Annotated in this window: 14 protein-coding genes; 2 read left to right on the top strand and 12 right to left on the bottom strand. The window is 68.7% G+C overall.

Annotation, left to right across the window (positions count from 1 at the left end; all coding sequences use genetic code 11):
- A partial coding sequence (locus OL599_RS18070) for a hypothetical protein (RefSeq protein WP_264715263.1) occupies positions 1-373 on the bottom strand: 373 nt, incomplete at its 3' end.
- Positions 374-399: 26 nt separating this feature from the next.
- On the opposite strand from OL599_RS18070, the gene OL599_RS18065 reads away from it, so the two are divergent.
- Together OL599_RS18065 and OL599_RS18060 are read left to right on the top strand one after the other, a co-directional pair.
- Positions 400-1,626 carry an acyl-CoA dehydrogenase gene (locus OL599_RS18065; RefSeq protein WP_264715262.1) on the top strand — a complete coding sequence of 409 codons (1,227 nt, stop codon included), beginning with the start codon at positions 400-402 and terminating at the stop codon, positions 1,624-1,626.
- 116 nt (positions 1,627-1,742) lie between these two features.
- Complete coding sequence (locus OL599_RS18060; protein ID WP_264715260.1) at positions 1,743-2,906, top strand: class I SAM-dependent RNA methyltransferase; 1,164 nt, start codon at positions 1,743-1,745, stop codon at positions 2,904-2,906.
- Positions 2,907-2,967: 61 nt separating this feature from the next.
- Here OL599_RS18060 and OL599_RS18055 read toward each other — a convergent pair whose 3' ends face one another.
- The 11 genes from OL599_RS18055 to sufB form a co-directional block, all read right to left on the bottom strand.
- On the bottom strand, positions 2,968-3,420 hold the full coding sequence (locus OL599_RS18055; RefSeq protein WP_264715258.1) for a DUF2852 domain-containing protein: 453 nt from the start codon (positions 3,418-3,420) through the stop codon (positions 2,968-2,970).
- Between the two features lie 78 nt (positions 3,421-3,498).
- Positions 3,499-4,152, bottom strand: a complete 654-nt coding sequence (locus OL599_RS18050; RefSeq protein WP_264715257.1) for a TetR/AcrR family transcriptional regulator — start codon at positions 4,150-4,152, stop codon at positions 3,499-3,501.
- A 70-nt stretch (positions 4,153-4,222) separates the two neighbouring features.
- Positions 4,223-5,119 carry a DMT family transporter gene (locus OL599_RS18045; protein ID WP_264715256.1) on the bottom strand — a complete coding sequence of 299 codons (897 nt, stop codon included), beginning with the start codon at positions 5,117-5,119 and terminating at the stop codon, positions 4,223-4,225.
- Positions 5,120-5,249: 130 nt separating this feature from the next.
- Positions 5,250-6,080, bottom strand: a complete 831-nt coding sequence (gene cysE / locus OL599_RS18040; protein WP_264715255.1) for a serine O-acetyltransferase — start codon at positions 6,078-6,080, stop codon at positions 5,250-5,252.
- Between the two features lie 52 nt (positions 6,081-6,132).
- Complete coding sequence (locus OL599_RS18035; RefSeq protein ID WP_264715254.1) at positions 6,133-6,501, bottom strand: HesB/IscA family protein; 369 nt, start codon at positions 6,499-6,501, stop codon at positions 6,133-6,135.
- A gap of 20 nt (positions 6,502-6,521) precedes the next feature.
- The gene (locus OL599_RS18030; RefSeq protein ID WP_264715253.1) at positions 6,522-6,899 is read right to left on the bottom strand and encodes an SUF system Fe-S cluster assembly protein; all 378 of its coding nucleotides are present in this window, start codon (positions 6,897-6,899) and stop codon (positions 6,522-6,524) included.
- 7 nt (positions 6,900-6,906) lie between these two features.
- Positions 6,907-7,359 carry a Fe-S cluster assembly sulfur transfer protein SufU gene (gene sufU, locus OL599_RS18025; RefSeq protein ID WP_264715252.1) on the bottom strand — a complete coding sequence of 151 codons (453 nt, stop codon included), beginning with the start codon at positions 7,357-7,359 and terminating at the stop codon, positions 6,907-6,909.
- Positions 7,360-7,372: 13 nt separating this feature from the next.
- A complete protein-coding gene (locus OL599_RS18020) occupies positions 7,373-8,611 on the bottom strand; it encodes an aminotransferase class V-fold PLP-dependent enzyme (RefSeq protein WP_264715251.1) in 1,239 nt (412 codons plus the stop codon).
- On the bottom strand, positions 8,608-9,879 hold the full coding sequence (sufD, locus tag OL599_RS18015; RefSeq protein ID WP_264715250.1) for a Fe-S cluster assembly protein SufD: 1,272 nt from the start codon (positions 9,877-9,879) through the stop codon (positions 8,608-8,610). The genes OL599_RS18020 and sufD overlap by 4 nt, the downstream gene beginning before the upstream one ends.
- Positions 9,876-10,625: a Fe-S cluster assembly ATPase SufC gene (sufC, locus tag OL599_RS18010; RefSeq protein WP_264715249.1), complete on the bottom strand. Its 750-nt coding sequence runs from the start codon at positions 10,623-10,625 to the stop codon at positions 9,876-9,878. Before sufC ends, sufD begins: the two co-directional genes overlap by 4 nt.
- A gap of 12 nt (positions 10,626-10,637) precedes the next feature.
- Complete coding sequence (gene sufB, locus OL599_RS18005; RefSeq protein ID WP_264715248.1) at positions 10,638-12,122, bottom strand: Fe-S cluster assembly protein SufB; 1,485 nt, start codon at positions 12,120-12,122, stop codon at positions 10,638-10,640.
- Positions 12,123-12,130 lie beyond the last annotated feature (8 nt).

Below are 12,130 nucleotides of genomic sequence, written 5' to 3'. Positions count from 1 at the left end.
GACCGAGCAGGCAGCCCCCGAGCAGGCAGCCCCTGAGCGTGCGCGGCCCGAGCGTGCCCGGCCTGAACGCGCCCGGTCCGACCGCGGCCGTCGCGGCGAGCCGAAACCCGAACGGTCGCGCCCGGCGCCGGCCGAGGCGGCGCCCGAGCCGGTGGCCGCAGCGCGCCCCGATCGCGGCCCGCGTCGCGACGACCATCGGGGCGACGACCATCGGCGTGACGATCACGCGCGCGACGAGAACCGGCGCGACGATCGGCACGGCCGGCGCGACGATGACCTGGGGCGGCCCGTCGTCGGATTCGGCGACGATATTCCGGCCTTCATGCTGGTTGCCGCGCGCCCGAAGCGCCCGGCGCCGCATGAAGCGCATCATGATGCAGAGGAAACGGAGACCTGAGCATGAACGTCGTCACAGCCGTTGCGTCGCCCGACGCCACGAGCAACAAAGGCAAGCTGGGACCGTTCAAATGGGACGACGCGCTGCTGCTGGACCAGCAGCTGAGCGAGGACGAGCGGGCCATCCGTGATGCCGCCCACCAGTATTGCCAGGAGAAGCTGTTTCCGCGCGTGCTGATGGCCAACCGGCACGAGACGTTCGATCGCGAGATCATGAACGAGATGGGCGCGATGGGCTTCCTCGGCGCCACCCTGGAAGGCTATGGCTGCGCCGGCGTGAACTATGTCTCCTACGGCCTGATCGCGCGGGAAGTGGAGCGGGTGGACAGCGGCTATCGCAGCGCCTTCAGCGTGCAGTCCTCGCTGGTGATGTATCCGATCTACGCGCACGGCTCCGACGCGCAGAAGCAGAAATACCTGCCCAGGCTCGCCACCGGCGAATGGGTGGGCTGTTTCGGGCTGACCGAGCCGGATGCCGGCTCCGATCCCGCATCGATGCGCACGCGCGCCAAAAGCGTCGACGGCGGCTATGTGCTGAACGGCTCGAAGACCTGGATCACCAACTCGCCGCTGGCCGACGTGTTCGTGGTGTGGGCGAAGGACGACGCCGGGGACATCCGCGGCTTCATCCTCGAAAAGGGCATGAAGGGCCTGACGGCGCCGAAGATCGAAGGCAAGTTCAGCCTGCGCGCGAGCACCACCGGCATGGTCATGATGCAGGACGTGTTCGTGCCGGCCGAGAACATGCTGCCGAAGGTGAAGGGGCTGCGCGGCCCGTTCAGCTGCCTCAACAACGCGCGCTATGGCATCGCCTGGGGCGCGCTGGGTGCGGCCGAGTTCTGCTGGCACGCCGCGCGCGACTACACGCTGCAGCGCATGATGTTCGGCCGCCCGCTGGCCGCGACCCAGCTGATCCAGAAGAAGCTCGCGGACATGCAGACCGAGATCACGCTGGGCCTGCAATCCGTGCTGCGGCTGGGCCGCCTGCTCGACGAAGGCCAGGCGGCGCCGGAGATGATCAGCCTGTGCAAGCGCAATTCCTGCGGCAAGGCGCTGGCCATCGCCCGCGAGGCGCGTGACATGCACGGCGGCAACGGCATCTCCGACGAGTACCACATCATCCGCCACGTGATGAACCTGGAAGCGGTCAACACGTACGAGGGCACGCATGACGTGCATGCGCTGATCCTCGGCCGGGCGCAGACGGGCCTCGCGGCTTTCGGCGCCTGAAGCTTCCGCCCGCCTGCGAGGTCCGGATCGACCGCATCGGCGGCGATGGCGACGGTGTCGCCACGCTGCCGGATGGCGCGAAGCTGTACCTGCCTTTCACCCTGCCGGGCGAAGCCGTGCACGCCCAGCCGACCGCCAGGCGCGGCGAGGGCTGGGCCGGCACGGCGGACATCCTGGCGCCGAGCCTGGAGCGCGCCGCTCCCGCCTGCCCTCATTTCGTCGCCTGCGGCGGCTGTGCACTCCAACATTGGCAGGACGGGGCGTACAGCGCCTGGAAAGCCGGCCTGCTGGAGGCCGCACTGCGCCGCGCCGGCTATGCCGACATAGCCATGGCGGCCCCTGCCCGCACGCCGGCCCGCGCGCGCCGGCGCATGGATCTCGCCATTCGCCGCCACGGTTCAGTGCTGAGCGTCGGGCTGCACGCCGGCCGTTCGGCCGACGTGATCGACCTGCGCGATTGCGTGGTGCTGCATCCCCTGCTGTTCGCGCTGGTCGATCCGCTGCGGCAGGTTCTGCGCGGGCTGTCGGCCCTGCAGCGCGAAGGCTCGGCCGTCGCCAACCTGCTGGAGTCCGGCGCCGATCTTCTGCTGCGCACGGACGCGGACCTGACCGCCGCTGACCGCACGCGCCTGGCCGAGTTCGCGCGCACGCACGGCCTGCCCCGCATCAGCTGGGCACGGCGGAACGCGGCGCCGGAGACGGCGTGCCTGCTGCGGCCCGCGGTGGTGAATTTCTCCGGCACCCCGGTCTCGCCCCCGCCCGGGGCGTTCCTGCAGGCATCCCGCGAAGGCGAAGACGCGATTGTCGCGGCAACGCTGGCCGGACTGCCCGACAAGCTGGGTGCCAAGGCACGGATCGCCGAACTCTATGCCGGCTGCGGGACGCTCACCTTCGCCCTGGCCCAACGCGCCCGGGTAGCCGCGTTCGAGGGCGACGCACCGGCCGCCCGCGCCTTGCAGGCGGGGGTGAACGCCGCGGCGCTGGCCGGGCGCATCGACGTGCAGCACCGCGACCTTGCGCGCCAGCCGTTGCCCGCGAAAGAGCTGGCCGGCTTCGCTGCCGTCGTGCTGGACCCGCCCCATGCCGGCGCCGTCGGGCAGATTGGCCAGATCGCGGCATCGGGGGTGAAGCGGGTGATCTATGTCAGCTGCAACCCGGCCGCCCTGGCGCGCGACGCCACGCTGTTGCGGCAGGCCGGCTATCGGCTGCTATCCGTCGCGCCGGTCGACCAGTTCCTGTGGTCGGCGCGGCTGGAAAGCGTGACAGTCTTCGCGCGCTGACGATTTTCGGCGCCCCCGGCTCCGTTGACTGAAGCCGGGGGCGCTGCCTGGACCTTCGTAATCAGGCCTGGTCGGGCGCTTCAGGCGCGCCGGTCGCGCGGCGGCGCTCGGCCATGAACTGATCGAATTCCGCCTTGTCCTTCGCGCGGCGGAGACGTTCGAGGTATTCGACGAACTCTTTCTGCTCGTCCTCCAGGCGGCGCAAAGTTTCGGCGCGATACTCGTCGAAAGCCTGGTTGCCGCTGGGGCCGGGGCGGGCGCCGGGCTGCGCCGGGTTGGCCCATTGCCCCCATTTGCCCCACCCGCAACCCGCCTGGGATCGGTCCGCACCGGGCTGGCCGGGCGCATTGTACCATCGGCCCGGCCCGCAATTGTTGCCGCGTCCGATGCGGCCGCTGCCGATCAGGTAGGCGAGGATGGCGAGCCCGATCGGCCAGTGCCAGATGAACGCCAGGACCATGACGGCGATCCAGGCCGGCTTGGGAATGTCATTCAGATACGCTGAGAGAGGCACGGCGGACCTCCATGTGAATGTTAATCACATTTACATCGTCTCTTGGGGACCGAGGCATGTCAATGCAAATCGGTGTGGTTACGCGCCTCCCGAGGTCAGGCCGAGCGACTGCATATAGATCAGCAGACCGGCCTCCAGCAGGTCGTCCGGCGTCATCGGCAGTTTGCGGCGGGCGGCGTCGCTGCGGCCGACAAACAGCGAAGCGATGCCGTGCGACATGGCCCAGATATGCAGGGCGACCATCAGCGGCGGGGGCCGGGCGCCGGAGGCGCGGTGCGTGCTGCAGGCGGCTTCGGCCGCGCGGCGGAGCACGCCGAAGGCGCGTTCCGAGGCGCGCAGCAGCATGGCATCCTCCTCCACGGACAATCCGGGCTCAAACATGGCGGCGTAGGATGCGGGTTCGCGCCGGGCGAAGGCGAGATAAGCCTTGCCGCAGTTCTCGATGGCGGCGAGCGGATCGGGGCGGCCCTCGTCCCAGGCCTTTTCCAGCTCGTCGGCGAAGCGTTCAAAGCCCTGGCGCGCGATTTCGGCCATCAGCGCGTTGCGGTCCCGGAAATGGCGATACGGCGCGGCGGGGCTGACGCCGGCCGCACGGGCCACCTCGGCGAAGGCGAAGCCCGCGGGTCCGCGCTCCGCGATCAGGCGCAAAGCGGTCTCGATCAGCGCCTCGCGCAGATTGCCGTGATGATAGCTGTCGCGGGGCGTGTGTGGCGGGTCGGAGGAGAAGCGCATGTGATGGAGTGTTACATCATGCGCCGACAGAAGGAACGGGGGATTGCGCGCCGCCGCCTCAGCGGCGGCGTCAGGAGGGCTCCGTCCGCCCTGCGGCGAGGCGCGCTCTGCTGCCCGACCTGCCCGGGAGCAGCAGGACGCATGCGGCGGCGCTCAGCACCAGGGCGAAGCCGGCGATGTCCATGCCGGTTGGGCGTTCGCCCAGCAGCAGCGTGGCGCTGACCACGCCGACCACGGGGACCATGAGGATGCCGAGCGAGGCGGTGGCAACCGGCAGGCGGCTGACGATCTCGAACCACAGGAAATAGGCCAGCGCGCTGCCGATCAGCACGTTGTAGAGCAGCCCGCCGGCGGCGGCCGGGCGCAGCGGCCACAGATGCGGGGTGCCCTCGAACACCGCAACGCCGATCGCGGCCGCGGCGGCGCCGACCAGCAACTGCCAGGCGGCGATGGCCAGCGCATGGCCGGGGATCCGGGCCCATTTCACGTAGACGGTCCCCGCCGCCCAGCTGACCGCGGCGCCGAGGGCGAAATACATGCCGACCGGCACATGAGTGCCGATGAACGGCACGACCAGCACCAACAGGCCGGTGGCACCGAGCAGCAGGGCGGCGGTGCGCGTCGCGTCCAGCCGGTCACCGAGAGCGAAGCGGGCCATCAGCGTGGCCCAGAGCGGCATCGTGTAGGCGATGATGGCGACCCGCGACGTGGTGGTGCCGAGCTGGGCAAAGGCCGACATGAGGTTGAAGCCGGCCATGTTCAGCAACCCGGACAGTGCCAGATGCAGCCGCGGCCGCCCGGGCGGGATTGTCAGGCTGTGGCCGCGCAGGCAGGCGATGCCGATCAGGGCCAGCGCCCCGAGGCCGAGCCCGAGGGTGCGGAAGGTCCAGGGCGACAGGTCCAGCAGCGACAGCCGCGCCGCCGGCCAGTTCAGGCCCCAGACGATTCCGAGGAGAAGGACCAGCAAGCGCGCTTTGGCGGGCGAGCGGGAGCGAGGGGCGGCGGTTTGCATGCCGCCAGCATAGGAACAGGGGCGCCGGCTCATCAGCCCAACCCGGCGCCGCCCGATCGGTCCAATCCGGAAGTGGCCGCCGGCCTCAGATCACCCAGTCGTGCGGCAGCGTCTGGTCCATGGTCAGCGCCGGCAGGCAGGTGTTGCGCGGCCCCACCGGGCGGGCGGGCACGCCGACGACGGTCGTATAGGGAGCGACGGCATCCAGCACGATGCTGCCAGCCCCCACCTTGGCGCCCTCGCCGACCTCGATATTGCCCAGGATCTTGGCGCCGGCACCGATCAGCACGCCGCGGCGGATCTTCGGATGGCGGTCGCCGGTTTCCTTGCCGGTGCCGCCGAGCGTGACCTCCTGCAGCATCGAGACGTCGTCTTCCACCACCGCGGTCTCGCCTATCACCAGGCCGGTGCCGTGGTCGATCATGATGCCGCGGCCCAGGCGCGCAGCGGGGTGGATGTCGGCGGCGAAGACCTCGGAGATCCGGCTTTGCATGTGCCGCGCCAGATGCTGACGTCCATGCCGCCACAGCCAGTGGCTGATGCGATGGGCCTGCAGCGCATGGAACCCCTTGAAGTAGAGGAACGGCGTCAGCAGGTCGGGGCAGGCGGGATCGCGCTCGCGGATCGCCCTGAGGTCGGTCACGGTCGCGTCGATGATGTCCGGATCGTCCTCCAGCGCGTCGGTGATCACGCCGGCGAGCCCGGGTGCATCGATCGCATCGTCGGCGAGCTTGCGGGCCAGATTGCAGGCCAGCGCATCGGGGAAGCTCGAATGCCGCAACACCAGCGCGCGCACGGCGCTGGACATCAACCGGTCGCGGGCGACGGCCGCGTCGGCGTCGCGATGGATGGTGGCCCAGAGATCCACCCCGGCCTGGATGGAAAGGCTGCGCATGCTGCAGGCAAGGTCGGCCATCGGTTGCATCCTGCTCAGGACATGCCTGTCCCTCCGGCGGAGGGGCAGGCGTTCAGACGTGGAAGCTCTCGCCGCAGCCGCAGCGGCCCTTCTCGTTCGGATTGGTGAAGGTGAAGCCCGAAGACAGTGCCTTCACCTCGTAGTCCATGGTGGTGCCGATCAGGAACAGGCTGGCCTTGCGGTCCACCAGCACGGTCACGCCCTTGTCGCTCACCACCTCGTCGGTAGGCCCTGCGGCGTCCACCCAGCTCATGGCGTAGGCAAGGCCCGAGCAGCCCTTGGTGTTGACGGAGATCCGCAACAGCTTGCCGTCCTGGCCCTTGGCATAAAGCCCGCGCAGGCGGTCGGCCGCGACGTCGGTCAAGGCCATCAGCGGCGGCAGGGGGCGGCGGGGCTTGGCGGCGGTCACGGTGCTGGACATGCTCGTTACCTTGTTCTTCGTCAGAACATGTTCAATGCCAGGCGCGCATCTTCGCTCATGCGGCTGGGGTCCCAGGGCGGATCCCACACGACTTCGACGTCGCAGCCGGTCACCCCTGGCACGGCCATGATGGCGTCGCGCACCTGCTCCGGCAACTCCTGCGCGCTGGGGCAGGCTGGCGCGGTCAGCGTCATCTCCACCTTCACCTGGCCGTCGTCGTCGACCTCGATCATGTATACCAGCCCGAGCTCGTAGATGTTCACGGGGATCTCGGGGTCGTACACGGTCGCACAGGCCGCGATCACCGCGTCCTCGCTCGGCTTCGCCTCGGTGGCGCCGTCGGGCGTCCAGGTGCCGACCTGCGCTGCCTGCGGGGTGTTGCCAAGGCCGTCGTCCATATTGCCCTCACTCACTGGTCGCCCGCCCTCCGCCGTCCAGCGCCGCGATCAGCGCGTGCCAGGGAAGGGTCGCGCATTTCACCCGCGACGGATACTCATGCACGCTCGCCAGCAGCCGCAGCGGCTCCATCGCCGCCGCGCAGTCCGGGCACGCGCCGGTCTGGGCCATGGTGCGGAACGCCGCGAACAGCCGCTTCGTGTCTTCGGCCGTCTGGCCTGCCACCGCCTCGACCATCAGGTCCGCCGAGGCCTTGCTGATCTCGCAGCCGCGGGCGTCGAAGCCGGTATCGGAAATGGTGCCGTCGGGTCCGTATTTCACCCACACCTGCACACGGTCGCCGCACATGGGGTTGTCGCCCTTGGCGGTCGCGTCGAACTGGTCCAGCCGGCGCATATGGTGCGGTCGCCGCCCGCGGTCGATGATCGTTGCGTTGTAGAGGTCGCGGACGTCGTCGAACATCACATACCTGTCCTCACGCGAAGAACTCCCGCACCTTCACCAGCGTGTCCGCCAGCGTATCGATCTCGGCATGGGTGGTGTAGATGCCGAAGCTGGCGCGCGCGGTGCTTTCCAGGCCGAAGCGATGCATCAGCGGCTCGGCGCAATGATGGCCGGCGCGGACGGCGATGCCGTTGCGGTCGAGCAAGGTCGCCACGTCGTGCGCATGGGCGCGGTCCAGCGTGAACGAGACCACCCCGCCGCGGTCCTGCGCGCGGCCGATGATGGTCACACCGGGGATCGCCGACATCCGCGCCAGCGCGTGGTCGATCAACGACGCCTCATGCGCCGCGATGGCGTCGTAGCCGACGGATTCGACATATTCGATGGCGGCCCGCAGCCCGATGCCCTCAAGGATCGCAGGTGTTCCGGCCTCGAACTTGTGCGGCACCTCGGCCCAGGTGCTGCGCTCGTAGCTGACGGAGGAGATCATCTCGCCGCCGCCCATCCATGGCGGCATCGCCTCCAGCAATTCGCGCTTGCCATACAGCACGCCGATGCCGGTGGGGCCGTACAGCTTGTGGCCGGTGAAGGCGTAGAAATCGGCGTCCAGTGCCTGCACGTCCACGCGGCGATGCACCACCGCCTGCGAGCCGTCGAGCAGCACCTTCGCGCCATGCGCGTGCGCCAGCTTGATCAGCCGCTCCGCCGGCGTGTAGGTGCCGAGCACGTTGGACATGTGGGTGATCGCCACCAGACCCACGCGCCCGTCGGCCAGCAGCTTCTCGTAAGCCTCGATGTCCAGTTCGCCCGCATCGGTCACGGGGGCGACACGCAGCAGCGTGCCGTGCGAATCGCGCAGCATCTGCCAGGGCACGATGTTGGAGTGATGCTCCATGCCCGAAATCAGCACCGCCTGCCCGGGCTTGAGGATGCCGCGGCCATAGCTGTTGGCGACCAGGTTGATCGCCTCGGTGCTGTTGCGCACGAATACGATCTCGTGCCGATCGCCGGCATTCAGCAGGCGGGCGGCGGCGTCGCGGGCGGCCTCGTAGGCGTCGGTGGTCCGCTCGCTCATCCAATGCAGGCCGCGATGGACGTTCGCGTATTGCGTTTCCATGGCGCCGACCATGGCATCGATGACCGCGCGCGGCTTCTGCGCGGACGCGGCGCTGTCCAGGAACACCAGCGGCTTGCCCCGCACGGTCTGGGTCAGGATCGGGAAATCCGCGCGGATGCGCTGGATGTCCAGGGTCGGCGCCATGTCGTTCATACGGACTGCCTTTCCCACCACGCGGTGATGGCCGTTTCCATCGCGGCGCGGGCTTCCTCGTGGACGATGGGGTCGAGCGCCTCGGACAGGAAGGCACGCACCAGGATCGACCGCGCCTCGGCTTGCGCAACACCGCGGCTGCGCAGATAGAAAAGCTGGTCGGGATCGAGGTCGCCCACGGTGGCGCCGTGGCTGCATTTCACGTCGTCGGCGTAGATCTCCAGCTGCGGCTTGCTGTCGATCTCGGCGTCCGGCGACAGCAGCAGCGCCTGGTTCATCTGGTAGCCGTCGGTCTTCTGGGCGACGCGGGCGACTTCGATCTTGCCCTGGAACACGCCGCGGGCATGGCCGGTCAGCACGTTCTTCACGGTCTGGCGGCTGGCCGTGGCGGGGGCGTCGTGCGCGACCACGGTGGTGAAATCGGCATGCTGGTTGCCGCCGAGCAGCTGTGCCGCATTCAGATGCGCGGCGGCTTTCTCGCCGTGCAGATGCGCATGCACTTCCATGCGGGCCAGCCGGCCGCCGAGGGTCAGCGCGAAGCTGTCATAGGTGCCGCGCGCGCCGACATCAGCGTAGACCGTGGACAGGTGGAACGCATCCGGCGACTCGTTCTGAATCCGCAGATGCGTCAGCGTGGCGGCGGCATCGACGGTGATCGAGGTGACAGGGTTGTGCAGATAGGTCCCCGCGCCCATTGCGATCTCGATCAGCGTCATCGACGCGCCGGGCGAGAGATGCAGGGCGTGGCGAGGATGAAACGCCACGGGGTGACTATGCGAGCCACTGCCCAGGCTGATGAGCAGCAGCGTGCCGGCGTCGATTCCTTCAGCCACGTCGATGGTTGCGCCGTCCTCGGCCAGCATCGTGTTCAGCGTGACGAGCTTCTCGTCCAGGCGCGCCAGCGTGCCGAAGGCGGGCGTGCCGGTGCGGACCGTGACATGCGACGGCACGGCAGACAGGTCGGCGCGGAAGCGGCCATCGACGAACACCAGACGCGGCCCCTCGATCGCCGGCAGGCCGGCAAGCAGCGCAGCGCAGTCGGCCAGCGGCCCCAGCGGCTCGCGGAACCCGATCTCGGCCAGCGGGCGCAGGCTGGTATAACGCCAGGCTTCCTCGCGCGGGCCCGGCAGCCCGGTGCGGGCGAACGCGGCGGCGGCGGCTGTCCGCACGGCGGCGTCGCCGGGCAGCCGGTCCTTCAGGCCTTCATAACGCGCCAGGAAGTCCTGCGCGCGCACCTGCAGGGCCGAGGGCTGGGCGACGGCGTTCATGCCGCCTCCGCAATCATCGACGCATAGCCGCCCGCTTCCAGCGCGTGCGCAAGCTCGGGCCCGCCGGAGCGGATGATGCGGCCGTCGGCCAGCACGTGCACGCGATCGGGCACGATATGGTCCAGCAGGCGCTGGTAGTGGGTGATCACCACCGCCGTGAAATCCGGGCCGCGCAGCGCGTTCACGCCCTCGGCCACGATCTTCAGCGCGTCGATGTCCAGGCCGCTGTCGGTTTCGTCCAGGATGGCGAGCTTTGGGCGCAGGATGGCCATCTGCAGCACCTCGTTGCGCTTCTTCTCGCCGCCGGAGAAGCCCACGTTGACGTTGCGCTTCAGCATGTCGTCGGCCATCGACAGGCGCCTCAGCTCGGCGCGAGCCCGCTTCAGGAACTGCACGGCGTCAAGCTCCGGCTCGCCACGGGCGCGGCGGACAGCATTCAGCGCGGTGCGCATGAAATTCGCGTTGCCCACGCCCGGCAGCTCGACCGGATACTGGAAGGCCAGGAACAGGCCAGCCGCGGCGCGCTCCTCCGGCGCCAGGGCCAGCAGGTCCTGGCCGTCGTAGGTCGCGCTGCCGCCGGTGACCTCGTAGCCCTCGCGGCCCGACAGCACATAGGACAGCGTGGACTTGCCGGAACCGTTCGGTCCCATGATGGCATGCACTTCACCTTGCGGCACCACCAGGTCGATCCCCTTCAGGATCTCCTTGCCGTCAACGGTCGCGGTCAGGCCCTTGATTTCGAGCATTCCAATTATCCCTTAGCCAACCGAGCCTTCGAGGCTCACGGCGAGAAGCTTCTGGGCCTCCACGGCGAATTCCATGGGCAGCTCCTTCAGCACGTCCTTGCAGAAACCGTTCACGATCAGGCCCACGGCGTCTTCCTGCGACAGGCCGCGCTGGCGGCAATAGAACAGCTGGTCGTCGGCGATCTTCGACGTGGTCGCCTCGTGCTCCAGCTTCGCCGTGGGGTTGCGGCTTTCGATATACGGCACGGTGTGGGCGCCGCATTGGTCGCCGATCAGCAGGCTGTCGCACTGGGTGAAGTTCCGCGCCCCGTCTGCCCGCGGCAGGATGCGCACCAGGCCGCGATAGGTATTGTTCGAGTGGCCGGCGCTGATGCCCTTCGAGACGATGGTGCTGCGCGTGTTCTTGCCGATATGGATCATCTTGGTGCCGGTATCGGCTTGCTGGTGGTTGGCGGTCACGGCCACCGAGTAGAACTCGCCCACGCTGTCGTCGCCCTGCAGGATGCAGCTCGGGTATTTCCAGGTGATGGCGGAGCCGGTCTCGACCTGCGTCCAGCTGATCTTGCTGCGCGCGCCGCGGCAGGCGCCGCGCTTGGTGACGAAGTTGTAGATGCCGCCACGGCCTTCGGAATCGCCGGGGTACCAGTTCTGCACCGTGCTGTACTTGATCTGCGCATCCGCCATCGCCACCAGCTCGACCACCGCGGCGTGCAGCTGGTTCTCGTCGCGTTGCGGCGCGGTGCAGCCTTCGAGGTAGGAGGCGTAGGCGCCTTCCTCCGCGATGATCAGCGTGCGCTCGAACTGGCCGGTGTTGCGGGCGTTGATGCGGAAATAGGTGGACAGCTCCATCGGGCAGCGCACGCCCTTCGGGATGAACACGAAGCTGCCATCGGTGAACACGGCGGAGTTCAGCGCGGCGAAGAAATTGTCGCCCACCGGCACCACGCTGCCGAGGTATTTGCGCACCAGCTCGGGATGCTTCTGCACCGCCTCGCTGATCGGGCAGAAGATCACGCCGGCCTCGGCCAGCGTCTCCCTGAAGGTGGTCGCCACCGACACGCTGTCGAACACGGCGTCCACGGCCACCTGCGGCCGGGCGCCGCCCTCTTCCTCCACGCCCGCCAGGATGGCGCGTTCCTTCAGCGGAATGCCCAGCTTCTCATAGGTGCGCAGCAGCTCGGGATCGACCTCGTCGAGGCTTTTCGGGCCGGGCTTCTGCTTCGGCGCCGCGTAGTAGTGCACGTCCTGGTAGTCGATCGGCGGGTGATGGACCATCGCCCATTCCGGCTCTTCCATCTGCTGCCAGAGCGCGAACGCCTTCAGGCGCCACTCCAGCAGCCAGCCCGGCTCGTTCTTGCGCGCGGAGATCAGGCGGATGGTATCCTCGGACAGCCCCTTCGGGGCGATATCCATCTCGATATCGGTGGAGAATCCCCATTTGTAGCCAGATTCCGTAACGGACTGGACGGCATCAAGGGTTTCGGCAACGGCAGCCATGATGGATC

The organism is Limobrevibacterium gyesilva (assembly GCF_025989185.1).
GTDB lineage: Bacteria > Pseudomonadota > Alphaproteobacteria > Acetobacterales > Acetobacteraceae > Limobrevibacterium > Limobrevibacterium gyesilva.
The sequence above is the reverse complement of the archived record's forward strand: the minus strand, read 5'-3'. Positions and strand labels throughout refer to the sequence as shown.